The 19400-nt window shown below is 63.1% G+C and carries 17 protein-coding genes; 11 read left to right on the top strand and 6 right to left on the bottom strand.

Going from position 1 to position 19400, the window contains the following annotated elements:
• Positions 1-9 precede the first annotated feature (9 nt).
• Entirely contained in the window at positions 10-297 is a 288-nt protein-coding gene (locus NKJ20_RS03370; protein ID WP_023680023.1) for an FAD assembly factor SdhE, read from the bottom strand.
• A 91-nt stretch (positions 298-388) separates the two neighbouring features.
• Between NKJ20_RS03370 and recG the strand changes: the two genes are divergently transcribed.
• A complete protein-coding gene (gene recG, locus NKJ20_RS03365) occupies positions 389-2497 on the top strand; it encodes an ATP-dependent DNA helicase RecG (protein ID WP_352742575.1) in 2109 nt (702 codons plus the stop codon).
• On the opposite strand, the gene NKJ20_RS03360 is transcribed toward recG, so the two are convergent.
• Together NKJ20_RS03360 and glmS are read right to left on the bottom strand one after the other, a co-directional pair.
• Positions 2449-3201 carry a DUF502 domain-containing protein gene (locus NKJ20_RS03360; protein WP_023680026.1) on the bottom strand — a complete coding sequence of 251 codons (753 nt, stop codon included), beginning with the start codon at positions 3199-3201 and terminating at the stop codon, positions 2449-2451. The genes recG and NKJ20_RS03360 overlap by 49 nt on opposite strands.
• 80 nt (positions 3202-3281) lie before the next feature.
• Positions 3282-5105 (bottom strand): glutamine--fructose-6-phosphate transaminase (isomerizing), encoded by a 1824-nt coding sequence (glmS, locus tag NKJ20_RS03355; protein WP_352455656.1) that lies wholly within the window; start codon positions 5103-5105, stop codon positions 3282-3284.
• Between the two features lie 227 nt (positions 5106-5332).
• Between glmS and NKJ20_RS03350 the strand changes: the two genes are divergently transcribed.
• Positions 5333-5686 (top strand): ADP-ribosylation/crystallin J1, encoded by a 354-nt coding sequence (locus tag NKJ20_RS03350; protein ID WP_352742573.1) that lies wholly within the window; start codon positions 5333-5335, stop codon positions 5684-5686.
• 1 nt (position 5687) lies between these two features.
• Here the strand turns inward: NKJ20_RS03350 and glmU are convergent, their stop codons facing one another.
• Together glmU and NKJ20_RS03340 are read right to left on the bottom strand one after the other, a co-directional pair.
• Positions 5688-7049, bottom strand: a complete 1362-nt coding sequence (glmU, locus tag NKJ20_RS03345) for a bifunctional UDP-N-acetylglucosamine diphosphorylase/glucosamine-1-phosphate N-acetyltransferase GlmU (protein WP_352742572.1) — start codon at positions 7047-7049, stop codon at positions 5688-5690.
• A gap of 130 nt (positions 7050-7179) precedes the next feature.
• Positions 7180-8127, bottom strand: coding sequence for an AraC family transcriptional regulator (locus NKJ20_RS03340; protein WP_352742570.1), 948 nt, complete (start codon positions 8125-8127; stop codon positions 7180-7182).
• Between the two features lie 129 nt (positions 8128-8256).
• On the opposite strand from NKJ20_RS03340, the gene NKJ20_RS03335 reads away from it, so the two are divergent.
• Entirely contained in the window at positions 8257-9150 is an 894-nt protein-coding gene (locus NKJ20_RS03335) for an SDR family oxidoreductase (protein ID WP_352742569.1), read from the top strand.
• Between the two features lie 67 nt (positions 9151-9217).
• Here the strand turns inward: NKJ20_RS03335 and NKJ20_RS03330 are convergent, their stop codons facing one another.
• Positions 9218-9964: a cytochrome c biogenesis CcdA family protein gene (locus NKJ20_RS03330; protein ID WP_352742567.1), complete on the bottom strand. Its 747-nt coding sequence runs from the start codon at positions 9962-9964 to the stop codon at positions 9218-9220.
• Between the two features lie 187 nt (positions 9965-10151).
• Here NKJ20_RS03330 and NKJ20_RS03325 point away from each other — a divergent pair, with 187 nt between their 5' ends.
• From NKJ20_RS03325 to NKJ20_RS03290, 8 genes are all read left to right on the top strand, one after another.
• Positions 10152-10529, top strand: coding sequence for a COG4315 family predicted lipoprotein (locus NKJ20_RS03325; RefSeq protein ID WP_352742565.1), 378 nt, complete (start codon positions 10152-10154; stop codon positions 10527-10529).
• A 446-nt stretch (positions 10530-10975) separates the two neighbouring features.
• Positions 10976-13591 (top strand): type I DNA topoisomerase, encoded by a 2616-nt coding sequence (topA, locus tag NKJ20_RS03320; protein ID WP_352742563.1) that lies wholly within the window; start codon positions 10976-10978, stop codon positions 13589-13591.
• Between the two features lie 6 nt (positions 13592-13597).
• Positions 13598-15904, top strand: a complete 2307-nt coding sequence (gene rnr, locus NKJ20_RS03315; RefSeq protein ID WP_502902794.1) for a ribonuclease R — start codon at positions 13598-13600, stop codon at positions 15902-15904.
• Entirely contained in the window at positions 15904-16356 is a 453-nt protein-coding gene (locus tag NKJ20_RS03310) for a DUF983 domain-containing protein (protein WP_023679976.1), read from the top strand. The genes rnr and NKJ20_RS03310 overlap by 1 nt, the downstream gene beginning before the upstream one ends.
• A gap of 73 nt (positions 16357-16429) precedes the next feature.
• The gene (locus tag NKJ20_RS03305; protein WP_352742561.1) at positions 16430-17164 is read left to right on the top strand and encodes an NUDIX hydrolase; all 735 of its coding nucleotides are present in this window, start codon (positions 16430-16432) and stop codon (positions 17162-17164) included.
• Positions 17165-17180: 16 nt separating this feature from the next.
• A complete protein-coding gene (locus tag NKJ20_RS03300; RefSeq protein ID WP_352742559.1) occupies positions 17181-18356 on the top strand; it encodes an MFS transporter in 1176 nt (391 codons plus the stop codon).
• Positions 18357-18464: 108 nt separating this feature from the next.
• Complete coding sequence (locus NKJ20_RS03295) at positions 18465-18926, top strand: YqfO family protein (protein WP_352619858.1); 462 nt, start codon at positions 18465-18467, stop codon at positions 18924-18926.
• A gap of 52 nt (positions 18927-18978) precedes the next feature.
• Positions 18979-19347: a YybH family protein gene (locus NKJ20_RS03290; protein WP_352742557.1), complete on the top strand. Its 369-nt coding sequence runs from the start codon at positions 18979-18981 to the stop codon at positions 19345-19347.
• Positions 19348-19400: the final 53 nt, after the last annotated feature.

Genomic DNA, 19400 nt, shown 5'->3' with positions numbered 1-19400 from the left:
ACACGTTGTTCAGAAGGTCATCTCCCGGCGCGAAGCCAGGATTTTTTGCAGGACGGCACAGTCGATATCCGCCGGAACCGGGCGTTCGCCAGTGACGAGAGGCAGGAATTCGGTGTCGGGAATGTCGAGGAGCCTCTCATATTGGTCGATTTCGTCGCCGGTCAAGGCGCCGATCTCGGCGTCGGCGAAGCTGCCGAGTATAAGGTCCATCTCGCGCATGCCGCGGTGCCACGAACGAAACAGAAGCTTGCGGCGGCGGGCATCGAGCCCCTCGCTTGATCGTTTCGTTCCGGTCATCTTGCAACATCCTTGCCCAGGCGGCGCATATAGCGTGGATAGGAGGCGGTGTCAGCCTTGCGCTACAGTCGCCGCAACATAAGCTGACATCATGCGTCCCTCCCTCCTCGATCCGCTGTTTGTCCCGATCACCTCGCTTGCCGGGGTCGGGCCAAAAGTTGGCGCCCTGATCGAAAAAGTCGTGGCAGCCGACCTCGGCGACCGGGCCGCGCGCGCCGGGGATCTCTTGTTCGTGCTGCCGCATACTGTCATCGACCGCCGCAACCGGCCTGGCATCGCCGGCTCGGCGGAAGGCGCCATCGTTACGCTCGACGTCCGCATCGACCGCCACCAGCCGCCGCCACGCGGCAACAGGTCGGTCCCGTACCGGGTCTACGCCCATGACGACACCGGCGAGATCGCGCTGACCTTCTTCCATGCCCATGCCGCCTATCTCGAAAAAGCAATGCCCGCAGGCGAGCATGTCGTCGTCTCCGGCCGCATGGAATGGTTCAACGGCCGCCCGACCATGGTTCACCCCGACCATATCGCACTTGCCGGCGACGCGGAAAACCTGCCGCTGGTCGAGCCGGTCTATCCGCTGACCGCCGGGCTCTCGGGCAAGGTGCTGCGCCGGGCCATCGGCCAGGCGCTGGCCCGCCTGCCGGTGCTGCCCGAATGGCAGGACGGTGAGTTCCAGCGCCGCCATGCCTTTCCTGCTTTTAGCGATGCGCTCAACCGCATCCACAATCCTGCCGACCCGATCGACATCTCTGTCGACGGCGCAGCGTGGCGGCGCCTTGCCTATGACGAGTTCTTGGCCGGCCAGGTATCGCTGGCGCTGGTGCGGGCCAAGGTCCGCCGATTATCTGGCCGGCCACTCGTCGGCGACGGCCGCATAGTCGAACAACTGCGCGTGGCACTCCCCTATTCGCTGACCATGTCGCAGGAAATGGCGCTTGCCGAAATCAACGCCGATCTCGGTGACCCCGAACGCATGCTGCGCCTTTTGCAGGGCGATGTCGGCTCCGGCAAGACGGTGGTCGCGTTGCTTGCCATGGCGCGTGCCGTCGAGGCCGGCGGCCAGGCGGCATTGATGGCGCCGACCGAAATCCTGGCGCGCCAGCATCTGGCAACGATTGCGCCGTTGGCGGAACGGGCCGGCCTGCGTGTCGCTGTCCTCACAGGTCGCGAAAAGGGCCGCGAGCGTGCCGACACGCTGACCGGGCTGGCCAATGGTGACATCGACATCGTCGTCGGCACCCATGCGCTGTTCCAGGAAACGGTGACGTTCCGTGACCTCGTGTTCGCCGTCGTCGACGAGCAGCACCGTTTCGGCGTCCATCAGCGCCTTGCCATTACCGCCAAGGGCGATGCGCCCGACATGCTGGTGATGACAGCAACGCCGATACCGCGGACGCTGGTGCTGACTGCATTCGGCGACATGGATGTGTCGAAGCTGACGGAAAAGCCGGCCGGCCGCCAGCCGATCCGCACCGTCACCTTGCCGCTTGAACGGCTCGACGAACTGATCGGACGCATGCTCGACGCCGTCGCCGATGGCCAGAAAATCTACTGGATCTGTCCGCTGGTCGAGGAATCCGAGGAGATCAAGCTGATGTCGGCCGAGGACCGTTTTGCCTCGCTGAAGCCGCTGTTCGGCGACCGCGTCGGCCTGGTGCATGGTCGCATGAAAGGCGCCGACAAGGACGAGGCGATGCGCGCCTTCAAGCAGGGTGACACCCGTATCCTGATCGCCACCACAGTGATAGAGGTCGGCGTCGATGTGCCTGATGCGACAATCATGGTTATCGAGCATGCCGAGCGTTTTGGCCTTACCCAGTTGCACCAATTGCGCGGCCGGGTCGGGCGTGGCGACAAGCCTTCATCGTGCGTGCTGCTCTACAAGGATCCGCTCGGCGAGACGGCAAAACGCCGTTTGTCGGTAATGCGCGAGACCGAGGACGGCTTCCGTATCGCCGAAGAGGATCTGAAGCTGCGCGGCGAAGGCGAGTTGCTCGGCACCCGCCAGTCCGGCACGCCGGGCTTCCAGGTGGCGCGCATCGAGGCGCATGCCGACCTGCTCGAGGCCGCTCGCGACGATGCGCGGCTGATCCTGTCGCGCGATCCGGAATTGCAGTCCGATCGCGGCACGGCGCTGCGCCTGTTGCTCTATCTGTTCGGCCGCGACGAGGCCGTGCGGCTCCTGCGTGCCGGCTGAGGCATCGTGTCGAGCGGAGGATTGGCAAGCGCGCCGTGGATCTGCTCGCCGTTCACCGTCACCATTTTGACCGCCGGCGCCACCAAGCCGGCCGACACGATCAGCTTGGCTCCGTCCTCGATTGTCATGTCGAGCAGCACAATGTCGGATTTCGGCACATACATCAGAAAGCCCGTCGTCGGGTTGGGCGTACATGGCATGAATACGGCAATCAGCGGATCGCCTTCCCGGTCGAGCTTCTGGTTGATCTCGGTTTCCTTCTCGCTGGCGACGAAGACCAGCGACCAGACCCCTTTGCGCGGATATTCGACCAACCCGACCTGGCGGAACATGTCGCCCTTGTTCGACAGCACGGTCTCGAAAATCTGCTTCAGCGAACGGTAGATGCCGCGCACCAGCGGCATGCGGCCAAGCAGGCGCTCGCCGAAATTGACGATGGCGCGGCCAACGATATTGGCGGTCATAAAGCCGATGAAGGTGATGAGGATCAAGGCAACGATCAGCCCAAAACCCGGCACTGGAAACGGCAGGTAGGTGTCCGGATTGTAGCGTACCGGAATGTAGGGTTTCACCCAGGAATCGACCCAGCCGATCAGCGACCAGGCAATGTAGGCGGTAATCGCCAGCGGCGCGCAAACGACGAAGCCGGTCAGGAAATAGTTTCTCAGCCGGGTCATGCCTGAGGTCTTGAGAGCATCCGACATGGTTCACCGCAGCGTGTGTTTGCAGCGCGACACTACTGAACCCCAAGGCGCTTTGGAATGGCGAAGTTTTTAAACGAGACCTATTCCACCGTTACCGATTTCGCCAGATTGCGCGGCTGGTCGACATCCGTGCCCATGAACACGGCGGTGAAATAGGCGAGCATCTGGATCGGCAGCGCGTAGATGATCGGCGAGATGATTTCCGGCACGTCCGGCAAAACGATCGTCTCCATCGTCTTCACCGTAGCGTGTGCAGCGCCCTTGCTGTCGGTGATCAGGATGATCTTGCCGCCGCGTGCCGCGACCTCCTGCATGTTCGACACGGTCTTTTCGAAGATGCGGTCATGCGGCGCGATGACGATGACGGGCATGTTCTCGTCGATCAGCGCGATCGGGCCGTGTTTCAACTCGCCGGCAGCATAGCCTTCGGCATGGATGTAGGAGATCTCCTTGAGCTTCAGCGCACCTTCCATGGCCAGCGGAAAATTGGTGTCACGGCCGAGATAAAGCACATTCTTGTAGTGCGAGAGGTCGCGCGCGACCTTTTCGATCTGCCCGTCGAGCTTTAGCACCTGGTTCGCATAACGCGGCGCTTCCGACAGCTCGCGTATCAGCGTTTTCTCCTGCTCCTGCGAAATCGTTCCGCGCGCCACGCCCGCCCGCACCGCCAGCGAGGCCAGCACGGAAAGCTGGCAGGTGAACGCCTTGGTCGAAGCGACGCCGATCTCCGGGCCGGCCAACGTCGGCAGGATGACGTCGGATTCGCGCGCCATGGTCGATTCGCGCACATTGACGACCGCGCCGATCTTCATGCCGGCCTTGCGGCAGTAGCGCAGCGACGCCAGCGTGTCGGCGGTCTCACCCGATTGCGAGATGAAGAAAGCGGCATCGTTCTTCGACAGCGGCATCTCGCGATAGCGGAACTCCGAAGCGACATCGATGTCGACCGGCAGCCGCGCATAGCGCTCGAACCAGTATTTGCTGATCAGCCCGGCGAGATAGGCGGTGCCGCAGGCCGAGATCGCCAGCCGGTCGATCTTGGCGAAATCGAACGGCAGGTCGAGCGGCTTCGAGACGCCGCTGACGAAATCAACATAATGCGCCAGCGTGTGCGAGATCACTTCCGGCTGCTCATGGATTTCCTTTTCCATGAAATGGCGGCGGTTGCCTTTGTCGACCATGAAGCTCGTGCTGAGCGACTGTTGGCGTTTGCGGTCGACCTTGTTGCCGCCCATGTCGAAAATATCGACCTCGTTGCGGCGCACCACCGCCCAGTCGCCGTCTTCCAGATAGGTGATCGAATTGGTGAAAGGGGCAAGCGCAATGGCGTCGGAGCCAAGGAACATCTGGCCGTCGCCATGACCGACCGCGAGCGGCGGGCCATTGCGCGCGCCGACGATCAGATCCTCGTCGCCCTTGAACATGATGGCGAGCGCAAAGGCGCCTTCCAGCCGCTTCAGCGCCTTGTGCGCCGCCTCAACCGGCTTCAGCCCCTTGGCCAGTTCGCGCGCCACCAGATGAGCGACGACTTCGGTATCGGTCTGCGAGGCGAAGCTGTAGCCGTCGCGCATCAGCTCGTCGCGCAATTCGGCGAAATTCTCGATGATGCCGTTATGGACGATGGCGACGCCGTCGGAAAAATGCGGATGCGCATTGCTCTCGTTTGGAACGCCATGTGTGGCCCAGCGCGTGTGGCCGATGCCGATCATGCCGTCGAGCGGTTCGTCCTTCAGCCGGCGCTCGAGATTGACCAGCTTGCCCTCGGCGCGGCGGCGGTCAAGCCTGCCATGCTCGATCGTGGCGACGCCGGCCGAGTCATAGCCGCGATATTCGAGCCTTTTCAGCGCATCGACGATAAGCGGCGCGACCGGCGAGTTACCCACAATTCCAACGATACCGCACATGGCGCTTGCCCCCGATTCCGACCTCAAACCCGGCGCTATTTAGAGACTGCCGGGCTGTCGCGAAAAATCACATTCCATTTCGTCCGGTATCAGCCGGACTATCCTGCACAGATGCACCATGACAGGGCGCACTTGCAATCCGGTTACTGCAATTGCTCAGTTTCTCCGCTTATGTATCCTATCTCGGCTCAACGGCTCCAGAAATCAGTCAAAGACATGATGCGGCTATGAACGAACGAATTGACACGGTGACGCTTTGGCGTCCGGTTGGCCCCCGCGAACTGGAGTTGATCCAGAGGGCAGGGATGCGCGCCTTTCCTCCTCGACTTGCCGATCAGCCGATCTTCTATCCGGTCACCAGCGAGGCCTATGCCACCCAGATCGCCCGAGACTGGAATGTGCCCGCGAGCGGATCAGGTTTCGTGACGCGTTTCGAGGTGCGTCGCAGCTTTCTGGACCGTTACAGCGTCCAGCATGCCGGCAGCCGGGCGCATCTGGAATACTGGATCCCGGCCGAAGACCTGTCGACGTTCAACAATGCAATCGTTGGCGAAATCCAGCTTGTCGCCGAGTTCCGCTAGTCTACCCTTTTTTGCGGGCCGCCGCGGCCTGAGAAAAACGCTCTCGCAACTCCTTGCCCTTGCCGGCTAGAGTCCGCTGGCGGGCGCGGCCGAAGGCCAGCGCATCGTCGGGTACGCTTTCGGTGATGACGCTGCCCGAGGCGATGTAGCCGCCCTTGCCGATCGACACCGGCGCCACCAGCGAGGAGTTCGAGCCTATGAAGGCGCCCTCGCCGATATCGGTGAAGAATTTCGAATAGCCGTCATAATTGCAGGTGATGGTGCCGGCGCCGATATTGGCGCCGGCGCCGATGCGGGCATCGCCGATATAGGTCAGATGGTTGACCTTGGCGCCCTCCTCGACGATCGCCTGCTTGACCTCGCAGAAATTGCCGACCTTGGCCTTGGTTCTCAGATCGGCCCCGGGCCGCAGCCGCGCGAACGGCCCGACATCGCAATTCGACGCGATGGTGGCGCCTTCGATATGGCTGAAGGCATGGATCTTGGCCCCCGTGGCGATTTTCACGCCCGGCCCGAACCAGACATTGGGTTCGACGATCGTGTCGGCACCGATCTCGGTGTCGTGCGAGAAGAACACGGTTTCGGGCGCGATCAGCGTAACGCCAGAAAGCATCGCCTCGCGCCGCCGGCGCGCCTGCCAGATACCTTCCGCCTGGGCAAGCTCGGCACGGTTGTTGATGCCGAGCGCGTTCTCGAAACTGGCTTCGGTGGCTACGACATCAAGTCCCTGCGCAGCGGCGATCTCGACGATGTCGGTGAGATAATACTCGCCCTTGGCGTTCTTGCTGCCGACTTGATCGAGCAGATTCAGCGCGTGCCTGCCGGCGACCGCCATCAGCCCGCCATTGCAGAAGGTGATTTTCTTCTCCTCGTCCGAGCAGTCCTTCTCCTCGCGGATGGCCACGAGCCTGCCGGCCTTTTCGATAAGCCGGCCGTAGCCCGAAGGATTTTCCGTACGGAAGCCGACCACGACGACGGCCGCACCTTCCGCCAGCTTCAGCCGCGCCGCCGCGAGCGCTTCCGGATCGATCAACGGCGTGTCGCCAAACATCACCAAGATGTCGTCATAACCTTTTGATATTGCTGCGCGTGCGGCAAGCACGGCGTGCGCGGTGCCGAGACGTTTTTCCTGAACGAAAGCCTCGGCCTTCGGCGCAAACTTGAGTGCGGCCTTGCGCATCTCATCGGCGCCGTGGCCGATCACCAGCGCCAACTCGCCGCTGCCGGCGGCTTCGGCCGCCTTGACGACATGGGCAACCATCGGCAGGCCGGCGATTGTGTGCAGCACTTTCGGCACTGCACTCTTCATGCGCGTGCCTTCGCCGGCGGCGAGGATGATGGACAGGCAGGATCTCTGGCTCATGGGGACAGCAACCGTTGAAAGGGGTCTGGAATCGAAGCGTTAGTAGCACCGGCGCCATGCTGCACCAATGCGGTTAAATTCCGGTGAGACGGTGGAACCTCCAACCCGCGACACGCTCAGACCGATCGGCTCAGGCGGCTTCCGCCTCGTTGCGTGATGCGAAACTGGAGGCTCGCCCACGGCCGTATTGCCGTGGCGAACAGTTCATGACCCGCTTGAAGGCTGTGCTGAAGGCGCTTTCGGATTCGTAGCCGAGCGAAAGCGCTATGACGGCGACGGGATCGCTGGAATTCGTCAGCCGGTCGCCGGCCAGCAGCATTCGCCAGCGCGTCAAATAGTCCATCGGCGACGCGCCGACCGTCTCCTTGAATCTGAGCGCAAAGGTCGATCGCGACATGCCGGCCCGTTCCGCCAGTTCCTGTAACGTCCAGCCATGCGCCGGATCGTCATGCATCGCGCTGATCGCCGCGCCGATCTGTTTATCCGCGAGGGCAAAGAGCCAGCCGATGCCACCTTTCAATCCTTCCGAAAGATGCAGCCGCAGCGCCTGAACCAGCATCATGTGGGCGAGGTGCTGGATCATCAGAAAGCCGCCCGGCTGCGGCTTGCGCAGCTCCTGCATCATCCGCTCCACCGACCAGCGCAGCGCCGACTGGTCCGACTCTTTGCGGATATGCACAATGGCTGGCAGCATCCGCAACAGGATGCCGGCATGATTGCCGCCAAGCGCGAAGCGGCTGCTGACCAGAAAGAAATCACCACCGCCATTGTGGGTCACGACACCGCCGGCTCGCGCAGGCGGAAAAATCTTGACGGCTTCAACAGGCGTCAAGCTCATGTCGCTTGCAAGGCGGAAAGGCCGTCCACGCGGCAGCAGGAAGCAGTCTCCCGTCTCAAGGCGCACTGCGTCAGCAACGCCCTCCACAGATAGCCAGCACCGACCGGAGACCACCGCTCCGGTCTTGATGCTTTGCTGCTGGTCGGGGAACTGGATCGACCATTCACCACCAGCATCGAAACCGGCCGACATATAGTTTCGCGGCTTCAGCAGCGAGAGCACATCTGAAAGGGGATCCACAGGTCATTCCGGACGATTGCGAAGACAATACGGACTTTACCGCATAGATCGTATTTTCTCAAGCGCCTATCACGACACAACTGAGCCGCGAAAATGGTCGTGGTCAGAAACGAACAAGGAGAAGTCGTGATGCGTGTTTTCGTTACCGGAGCGACCGGATTCGTCGGTTCTGCCGTCGTTCAAGAACTCATCGGCGCCGGCCATCAGGTGCTCGGCCTCGCCCGCTCGGCGGCGTCGGCCAAGTCGCTTGCAGCCACCGGAGCCGAGGTGCATCGAGGTGACCTCGAAGACCTCGAAAGCCTCAGCAGGGGCGCAGCGGCAGCTGATGGAGTGATCCATACCGGCTTCAACCACGACTTCTCGAAATTCGCGCAAAATTGCGAGATGGACCGGCGCGCCATCGAGGCCTTGGGCGGTGCACTCGAAGGCTCCGAGCGGCCCCTGCTCGTCACCTCCGGAACCGCGCTCCAGGCGCGGGGCCGTATCGCGACCGAGGAAGATGCGCCTGTCCCCTCTTCCGCTTCGTATCCCCGCGCCTCCGAAGCGATAGCCGCCGCGCTGGCGGCACGCGGCGTGCGCGCGTCGGTTGTGCGCCTTCCTCCGTCGGTCCATGGCCAGGGCGACCACGCTTTTGTTCCTATTCTCATCGACCTCGCTCGCAAGAAGGGCGTGTCGGCCTATATCGGCGAAGGGCTCAATCGCTGGCCTGCCGTGCATCGGTTCGATACCGCCCGCGTTTACCGGCTTGCGCTCGAGCATGGAGCCGATGGCGGGCGATATCACGCGATCGCCGAAGAAGGCGTGCCGTTCAAGGACATCGCCGGCGTGATCGGCCGGCGCCTGAACGTGCCGGTCGTCGCCAAGTCCGCGGAAGAAGCCGCCGATCATTTTGGCTGGTTCGCGATGTTCGCGGCGATGGATGTCCCGACCTCGAGCGAGCGGACTCGCGCGCTGCTGGGGTGGGCGCCGAGCGGACCCGGGCTCATCGCCGATATCGACCAGCCGGGCTATTTCGAAGGCTGAACGGATCACTTAGCTGCGGTGCCCTTGCGCCGCAGCTACGGCCTCGCGCTTCGGCCGGGCGGCAAACCTATCCCAATTGCCCGAGCACCGGAAAATTCTCGAGCAGCCAGTATGACACCGCCTGCACGCCGCCGGTCAGGAAAAACACGCCGGCGACCACCAGCAGCGCGCCGATGGCCTTTTCGACACGCCCGAGATGGACGCGGAATTTTCCGAGAAAGCGCATGAAGGCGCCTGAAAACAGCGCCGCGACCAGGAAGGGAATACCGAGGCCGAGCGAATAGGCGGCAAGCAGCAGCGCGCCCTCGCCCACCGTCTCGCGGCCGCCGGCAAGCGTCAGGATCGGCCCCAGCACCGGGCCTATGCAGGGCGTCCAGCCAAAGGCGAAGGCCAAGCCCATGACATAGGCCGCGACCAGGCTGGCCGGCTTGCCTTGCGACTGGAAGCGCGCCTCGCGTGAAAGCAAAGGGATGCGCAGTACGCCGAGGAAATTCAGCCCCATCAGGATGATCAGCACGCCGGCCGCCATTGCCAGCGGCTCCTGCCAGACTCGCAGCAGATGGCCGATGGTCGAGGCGCCGGCGCCGAGCGCGACGAAGACGGTCGAAAAGCCGAGCACGAAGGCGATGGAGGAATTAACCAGCGCGCCTCGCGCACCGGCCTTTGCCGTAATGCCGGCCTCGCCGCGGAAATCGTCGACCGACACGCCGGCCATATAGCACAGGTAAGGCGGCACCAGCGGCAGCACGCAGGGTGACAGGAACGAAATCGCTCCCGCCCCGATCGCACTGACATAGCCGACGTCCAATGCCATTTCCGTCTCCCGATGACTGCGCAGCCATATAGCCGCGACAACGGCCGTCCGCCAATCACCATCGCGTGGCCCCATCACATTGGGTAGCAAGTCGACGCCCGCCCGGGAAGAAAGGGCAGCCAGGCAGCGTTGATCAAACGAAGCTGCGTTGTTCCGCGCGCTCTTCGAATGATCCAGGGAGAAGTCCATGAAAACGATCGCAATTGGCACGGCCGCGCTTTTGCTCGGCACTGCCGCATCCTTCGCCGCCGAGGCGTGGAAGGAAGCGGAAGTCGGCGGCACCAAGATCTACACCGACGCCAGCGGCATGACGCTCTACACCTACGACAAGGACGAGACGGGCAAGTCGAACTGCTACGACAAATGCGCCGCCAATTGGCCGCCGCTGAAGGCTGACGCCAACGCCAAGGCCGAGGGCGAGTGGACGATCGTCGACCGCACCGACGGCACCAGGATGTGGGCCTACGAAGGTAAGCCGCTCTACACGTTCATCAAGGACAAGAAGGCCGGCGACGTGACCGGCGAGGGTGTCGGCGGCGTCTGGCACATCGCCAAGGCCGACTAGGCCTTGAGCTTCTGATCGGCTGTAACAGGCGGTAACACGGTTGGTCGCTGGGAACTCGACCCAACCGCCCCGGCGGCCAGCTTTTCAGCACGGTACTTCCTTGCGACTGTCCGAGCAAAATGCCGGGCTACCGACTGCGCGCTTCACAGCATCTGTTCAAGCAGGGCTGGCGCGTGCTCGATGTTTCTCTTATATCCGCGGGAGAGTTTGTCCCGTTCTCCAGGATCAATTGCCGGGCTTGTCCAGCGATAAGCTGGCCATTTCCCTTAGCCAGGATTGCGGAAAATCGCATGGCGCCGTTGGGTTGCGCATTCGGTACAGGGCCGCATTTTGACTGCTTGGCCTTGACCGGATGCAAAAGCGCGGCCATGTGAGCGACACATTGAACGAGATTTCGTCGCGCGCAGCGGAATTCTTCTGCCGCATCACAACTGATATGAGACCGTATGGACGTCGTCGTCGTCGAATCGCCGGCCAAGGCCAAGACAATCAACAAATACCTCGGCAAGAACTACAAGGTTCTGGCCTCGTTCGGCCATGTCCGCGATCTGCCGGCCAAGGATGGCTCGGTGCGTCCGGATGAGGACTTTGCCATGTCCTGGGCCGTCGACACCGCGTCTGGAAAGCGTCTCGCCGATATCGCCAAGGCGGTCAAGGACGCCGACGGGCTGATCCTCGCCACCGATCCGGACCGCGAGGGCGAAGCGATCTCCTGGCATGTCCTGGAAGTGCTGAAGCAAAAGCGCGCGTTGAAGGACAAGCCGGTCAGCCGCGTCGTCTTCAACGCCATCACCAAGGCGTCGGTGCTGGAGGCGATGGCCAATCCGCGCCAGATCGACGCGCCGCTGGTCGATGCCTATCTCGCCCGCCGCGCGCTCGACTATCTGGTCGGCTTCACGCTGTCGCCCGTGCTGTGGCGCAAGCTGCCCGGCGCCCGCTCCGCCGGCCGCGTCCAGTCGGTGGCGCTGCGTCTGGTCTGCGACCGCGAATCCGAGATCGAGCGCTTCATCCGCGAGGAATACTGGCAGGTCGCCGCCATTCTCGGTACGCCGCGCAAGGAAAATTTCGAGGCGCGGCTGACCGCCTTCGAGCGCAAGAAGCTGCAAAAGCTCGACATTTCCAACAAGGCGCAGGCCGACGACATCAAAGCGATGCTCGAAGGCGCCAGCTTCAAGGCGGCGTCTGTCGAAGCCAAGCCGACCAAGCGCAATCCCGGGCCGCCCTTCACCACCTCGACGCTGCAGCAGGCAGCCTCATCGGGTCTCGGCTTTTCGGCCAACCGCACCATGCAGGTGGCGCAGCGGCTCTATGAGGGCATGGAGATCGGCGGTGAGACCACCGGCCTGATCACCTACATGCGAACCGACGGCGTGCAGATGGCGCAGGAGGCGATCTCTGCCGCGCGCGATGCGATTGCCAAGGAATTCGGCTCTAAATACCTGCCTGAAAAGCCGCGCGTCTATTCCGCCAAGGCCAAGAATGCCCAGGAGGCGCACGAAGCGATCCGTCCGACCGATTTCATGCGCACGCCGGCCTCCGTCAGGCAGTATCTCGACGCCGACCAGGCGCGGCTTTACGAGATGATCTGGAAACGCGCCATCGCCAGCCAGATGCAGCCGGCCGAGATAGAGCGCACCACGGTCGAGATCGAGGCAGTCAACGGCCCGCGCACCGCCGAGCTTCGCGCTGTAGGCTCGGTTGTTCGCTTCGACGGCTTCCTTGCCGCTTACATCGAGCAGAAGGAAGAAGATTCGGAAGACGAGGAAAGCCGCCGCCTGCCCGAGATCCGTCCCGGCGAGCAGCTCACACGCGAGGCGATCAACGCCACCCAGCACACCACCGAGCCGCCGCCGCGTTATTCGGAAGCTTCGCTGATCAAGAAGCTGGAAGAGTTGGGCATCGGCCGGCCGTCGACTTATACGGCGATCCTGAAGACGCTCGAGGATCGTGACTATGTCACCATCGACAAGCGCAAGCTGGTGCCGCAGGCCAAGGGCCGGCTATTGTCAGCCTTCCTCGAAAGCTTCTTCGAGCGTTATGTCGAGTACGACTTCACCGCTTCGCTGGAGGAAAAGCTCGACGAGATTTCCGACGGCAAGCTCGCATGGAAGGACGTGCTGCGCGATTTCTGGAAGGATTTTTCCGGCGCCGTCGCCGACATCAAGGAGTTGCGCGTCACCGACGTCCTCGATGCATTGAACGAGGAACTGGCGCCGCTGGTCTTTCCCGCGCGGGAAGACGGTTCGAACCCGCGCATCTGTCCGAAATGCGGCACCGGCAACCTGTCGCTGAAGCTCGGCAAGTTCGGCGCCTTCGTCGGCTGTTCGAACTATCCCGAATGCTCCTTCACCCGCCAGCTCGGCGACGCCGCCAATGCCAATGGCGAGAACGGCGGTGGCGAAGACGGCACCAAAGTGCTGGGCAAGGACCCCTATACCGCCGAGGAGATCACGCTGCGCAATGGCCGGTTCGGCCCCTATATCCAGCGCGGCGACGGCAAGGATGCCAAGCGCTCCAGCCTGCCCAAGGGCTGGACGGTCGATTCGATCGATCACGAAAAGGCGCTCGCCCTTTTGTCGCTGCCGCGCGACGTCGGCAAGCATCCGGAATCCGGCAAGATGATTTCGGCCGGGCTGGGGCGCTACGGGCCGTTCGTGCTGCATGACGGCACCTACGCCAATCTCGACAGCATCGAGGACGTGTTCTCGATCGGCCTCAATCGCGCCGTCTCCGTGATCGCCGAGAAGCAATTGAAGGGCAAAGGCGGCCGCAATGGCGGCACAGCCGCTGCGCTCAAGGAACTTGGCGAGCATCCTGCCGGCGGCGGCAAGATCGTCGTGCGCGACGGCAAATACGGGCCTTATGTGAATTTCGGCAAGGTCAATGCGACGCTGCCGAAGGGCAAGGATCCGCAATCGGTGACGATCGAGGATGCGGTGGCGCTCATTGCGGAAAAGGAAGCCAAGGGCGGCAATGGCGCCAGGAAGCCCTTCCGCAAAGCGGCCGTGCCTGCGAAGAAATCGGCTGCGGCCAAAAAACCGGCGGCCAGGAAAAAGGGATAGGACGGGTTGGCGCGCAAAGTCTCCGGAAGAAGCCACGGCGATCTGCGCACCGCCGATACCCGTGCCAAGGTCAGGGACAATTACCGGCCTTCACGCGACGAGATACTGCGTTACATCGCCGAAAATCCGGACCGCGCCGGAAAACGCGACATCGCCAAGGCGTTTGCGCTGCGCGGCGAAGACCGTATCTGGCTGAAGGACGTCTTGCGCGACCTGCAGGATGAAGGCCTGCTGACCAAGGAGCGCAAGCGGCTTGCCCGTGTCGGCGCCCTGCCCCACGTCGCGGTGCTCGACATCTTCGGCCGTGACGCCCACGGTGTGCTGCTGGCGCACCCGACCGAAGCGATTGGCAATGGCGAACCTCCGGTCATAGCGATCCGCGTGTCGCGCGGCGGCAATGGGCCGACGCCTGGCATCGGCGACCGCGTGCTGGCCAAGACCTTTCCGACCGACGATCCGGCAGGCCCCGCCTATACCGGCCGGGTGATGAAGATATTCGAGAAGCGCACCGATGCGGTTCTCGGCGTTTTCCGTGTGCTGAAGGACGGCACGTTCCGCATCGAGCCGGTGGAAAGGCGCCAGCCGGAGCTGGTCGTCGACAAGGAATTCCAGAACGGCGCCAAGAACGGCGATCTGGTCGAGGTCGAGCCGGCGCGGGCCTCGCGCTACGGGCTGCCGCGAGCCAAGGTTCTGGCGGTGTTGGGGTCGCTGACCAGCGAAAAGGCGGTCTCGATGATCGCCATCCACGCACACGACATTCCGCATATTTTCCCGGCCGACGTCATCGCCGAGGCGGAGGCGGTCAAGCCGGCGACGCTTGCCGGTCGCGAGGATTGGCGTGAGCTGCCGCTGCTCACCATCGATCCGGCCGACGCCAAGGATCATGACGACGCGGTGTTCGCCATGCCCGACACCGACGAGAAGAACGCCGGCGGCGTGGTTGTCACCGTCGCCATTGCCGATGTCGCTGCATACGTGCGCTATGCCACGGCGCTCGATCGCGAAGCGCTGAAGCGCGGCAATTCGGTTTATTTTCCGGACCGAGTCGTGCCGATGCTGCCGGAGCGCATCTCGAACGACCTCTGTTCACTGCGCGAGGGCCAGGATCGTCCGGCGATAGCGGTGCGTATGACTTTCTCGGCCGATGGCCACAAACTCAGACACTCCTTCCATCGCGTCATGATGAAGTCGGCGGCGAAACTCGCCTATCAGCAGGCGCAAGCGGCGATCGACGGCGCACCGGATGACACGACTGGCCCGATCGTCGATACGGTGCTGAAGCCGCTATGGGACGCCTACGCGATCCTGAAGCGCGGCCGCGACACGCGCCAGCCGCTCGAACTCGATTTGCCCGAGCGCAAGATCCTGCTCAAGCAGGACGGCACCGTCGACAAGGTCGTCGTGCCGGAGCGGCTCGACGCGCACAAGCTGATCGAAGAGTTCATGATCCAGGCCAATGTCGCCGCCGCCGAGACACTCGAGGCGAAGCGGCAGGCGCTAGTCTACCGCATCCACGATGCGCCTTCGCTCGCCAAGCAGGAATCGCTGCGTGAATTCCTGCAGACGCTCGGCCTGTCGCTGGCCCGCGGCGCGCAAATGCGGCCGAACCAGTTCAACGGCATCCTCGCTCGCGTGCGCGGCGCCGACAATGAGGGGTTGGTCAACGAAGTGGTGCTGCGCTCGCAGAGCCAGGCCGAATATTCGCCCGCCAATATCGGCCATTTCGGCCTCAACCTGAAGCGCTACGCGCATTTCACCTCGCCGATCCGCAGATATGCCGACCTCATCGTGCATCGCGGGCTGATTGCCGCACTCGGCCTTGGTCCGGCGGGCCTGACGCAGGACGAGGCGGAGCGGCTGGAAGAGGTCTCGGCGCTGATTTCGGCGACCGAGCGGCGCGCGATGGCCGCCGAGCGGGACACGGTCGACCGGCTGATCGCCGCCTATCTCGCCGAGCGCATCGACGACCGTTTCGACGCCCGCATCTCGGGCGTCACCAAATCGGGCCTGTTTGTCCAATTGCCGCAGTATGGCGCGGATGGCTTCATTCCGGTTTCAACCCTGGGCGGCGACTACTATATATACGACGAAACTGCTCGATCGCTTTTCGGAGAACGCACCGGCAAGGGCTATCAGCTTGCTGATCGCGTCGAGGTTCGCCTGATCGAGGTGGCGCCGATGGCCGGCGCGATGCGTTTCGAGATGCTGACCGAGCCAAAGCCGCTGCCCGGCTCCAAACGGTCGTTCCACAAGGCCAAAGGCCGCGCCCGGGCGTCGCAATCGCGTCCAGGCTCGCGCGGCAGGAGACGGTAATGCCAACAGAACTGCAGGTGGAAGAACGGATTTTCGGCGGCGAACATCACTCGGGCCGGACCGCCCGGCCGCTATGGACGGCAATGAAGCGCGGCATGCTCGGCCGCTGCCCGCATTGCGGCGAGGGCAAGCTGTTTCGCGCCTTCGTCAAGACCGTCGACAAATGCGATCATTGCGGCGAGGAACTTCACCACCATCGCGCCGACGACCTGCCGGCCTATCTTGTGGTGGTCATTGTCGGCCACATCGTGCTCGGCGCCTTCATGGGTGTCGAAGCGACCTCGACGCTGTCGACCTGGCAGCACATCGCCATCTGGGTGCCATTGACCATCATTCTCGCCGTCGTCCTGCTGCAGCCGGTCAAGGGCGCTGTCATCGGCCTGCAATGGGCGTTTTATATGCACGGCTTTGGCGGTGAAGAAGATCTGATCGAGTCGCATCCCGAGGCTTGAAACCGAGGCTGGCGCAAATCGGCATGGCTGGACGCCACTTTCGCATCGGAGAAGATTCCGCTAGGTCGAGCGCATGGACGTTATGACCAAGGCGGAAATCGACAAGGTTGCGCGGATCGCGCTCGATGCCAAGCCTATACGCCCGCGCGACGCCGCGACGCTGATCCTGCTCGACCGCAAGGGCGACGAGTTCCTGGTGCTGATGGGCCGGCGCCACGCCCGTCATGCCTTCATGCCAGGAAAATTCGTGTTTCCCGGCGGCCGCACCGATCCGGCCGACAGCCGCATCTCGATAGCCACCGCACTTCATCCCGAGGAAGAAGCGAGTTTGACCGCTGGCATCGGTCGCACCAGCCCGGCTCGCGCCCGCGCCATTGCCTTGTCGGCAATCCGCGAAACCTATGAGGAGGCCGGCCTGCTGATCGGTCAAAAAGGCGTGTTCGCAACCGGCAGGCGCGACTGGCAGGGCTTTGTCGAACACGGCGTCATCCCATCACTGCAAGCGCTGCGCTTCGTCGCACGCGCCATCACCCCGCCCAACCGGGTGCGCCGCTTCGATACGCGCTTTCTCGCCGCATGGCGCGACGATGTCGCCGTGCAACTGCCGGATGGCGGTCCGACCGACGAGTTGGAAGACGTCGTTTGGCTGCCGCTGGCCAAGGCCCGGCAAGCCGATATTCCAGACATCACGCGCACGGTCCTGGAGGAGCTGGAAACCCGGCTCGCCCGGGATCCGCTGCTGAGCCCCGGCGGTCCCGTGCCGTTCTACCGGCTTGTCCGCAATCGCTTCGTCCGCGAAATTCTCTAGAGCAGCCAGGCATTCCATGACAGTCGACATCCAGCCGCAGGGCAAGGAACGCGTACACTGGCTGCCGATGGTCGCGGCGATCTCGTCGATCAGCGTCGTCGGCATTGCCATCGGCCTTGGCATGCCGCTGCTCAGCGTGATCCTGGAAACGCGTGGCCATTCCGCGTCGATGATCGGTCTCAACACCGCGGTCGCCGGCCTCGCCTCTATCGCCGGCGCGCCCCTCGCCACCCCGCTCGCCATGCGGTTCGGGGTCGCCTGGACGATGCTTGCCATGATCGCCGCCGGGGCGCTGGCCTTTGTCGGTTTCCATTTCGCGCCAGCTTTCTGGATGTGGTTTCCGCTGCGCGTGCTGCTGCATATCGCGCTGACGGTGCTGTTCATCCTGTCGGAATTCTGGATCAGCACCTCGGCGCCGCCACACCGGCGCGGACTGGTCCTCGGCATCTATGCCACCGTGCTGTCTCTCGGCTTTGCCGCCGGGCCTTGGCTGTTCGCCCATCTCGGCAGCAGTGGCTTCCTGCCCTTCGGCGTTACCATCGCCTTGGTTACGCTCGCTGCCATACCGGTCCTGGCGGCACGCAACGAGAGCCCGACGATCGTCTCGGACGGCGAAACCAGCAATTTCCTGCGTTACATCTGGCTGGTGCCGACTGCGACCGCGGCCGTGCTGGTGTTCGGCGCAGTCGAGACCGGCGGCTTTGCACTGTTCCCGGTCTACGGTAGCCGCATCGGCTACTCAGAGGCGGACGCCGCCCTTTTGCTCACCATGATCGGGCTTGGCAACGTGCTGTTGCAGATCCCGATCGGCATGATCAGCGACCGCGTAAGCGACCGTCGCTATCTGCTGATGGCCTGTGCCACCGTCGGGCTTGCCGGCACGGTCTTCATGCCGTACTTCGCGCAGAACTGGCATTTGATGGCAGCGCTTCTGTTCGTCTGGGGCGGTGTGGTCGCTGCCATGTACACAATCGGCCTGGCGCATCTCGGCTCGCAGCTTTCCGGCCACGAATTGGCCTCCGCCAACGCCGCCTTCGTGCTCTGCTACGGCGTCGGCATGGTGCTTGGCCCGCAGGCGATCGGCATCGGCATGGACGCTTTCGGGCCGTCGGGCTTCGGTTGGGCGCTCGGCCTGTTCTTCGCCTGCTATATCGTGCTCGTCGGCACCAGGCTGCTCCGCAAAATCCTCTGAGTCGGCCAGCTGCCGACATCGCTCCCACTGCTGACCAACTCCTGACACAACCATGTCAGGAGGGCTCGAGTATATGCTCCCCAAAGTGCATAAGCAGGGAGACCTCGGATGATCGATAGTGGCTTTGAAACGAAATCGCTGCGGATGGAATTGCTGCTGCTGGTGACCTTTCAGGCACCGGCAGCCGATGTCGACCGCATCATGGAAGCGGTGGTCGCGATCGCGCCGCTCGGAATGGGCAAATATGACAGCAATGCCTTTCAGTCGGCGGACGGCATCGAACGTTACCGGCCGCTTGAAGGTGCCGCCGCCGGCGCCGAGACGGAATTGCGCAGGCGGTCGGGCACTGTCGAGGTGTCGTTCGAACTGCCCGATGACCAGAAGCTCGCCGCTCGCGTCGTCGAAGCGATTTACCAGGTTCACAGCTATCAGGAGCCGGTGATCCGGATTCAGCCACTGCTTGCCAGCCGCTCCAAGGGTCTCGACGACCGCGCCAACCCGAACCGCTGGTGGAACACGACGGGAGACTGGAAGAAGGCGTTGCAACCGGAAACCGTCGCGGCGGAGTGACCGGAACCTGGTCGTATCTCGGTTTGAATTTTGGCTGTCAGGAAGCCTGCCGATGAATGATGAAGCAAACCGCAAACCGGCAAGCGATCCCCAGGACCTGGCGCGGCTATTGGTTTCTCGTGAGCAAGCGGGAGACGCGGAAGGAATGGCTGCTCTTTACGAACCCGGTGCCATCCTCAATACCGGCAACGGACAGTTGGCCTGCGGCAGAGATGCCATCCGCCGATTTTACGCCAAGTTGGTGGCAGCGGGACGAAAGTTTGATCTCGGAGATCAGCGTCCGGCTATCATCAACAGGGATTTGGCGCTCACTTCCACGCGCCTTGCCGACGGCACCGTTACTGCGGAAATCGCTCGCCGGCAAGGTGACGGGAACTGGCTTTGGGTGATCGATCAGCCGTCCATCGCTCGATACTCATAGCCAGCATTCAAACTGAGACGCCACCCGGAGGACGGCCGGAGGCACACAGGAGC

Origin of the sequence: Mesorhizobium sp. M0185, assembly GCF_040322175.1 — a bacterium.
Taxonomy (GTDB): domain Bacteria; phylum Pseudomonadota; class Alphaproteobacteria; order Rhizobiales; family Rhizobiaceae; genus Mesorhizobium.
This window is presented reverse-complemented; position numbering and strand designations above follow the sequence as displayed.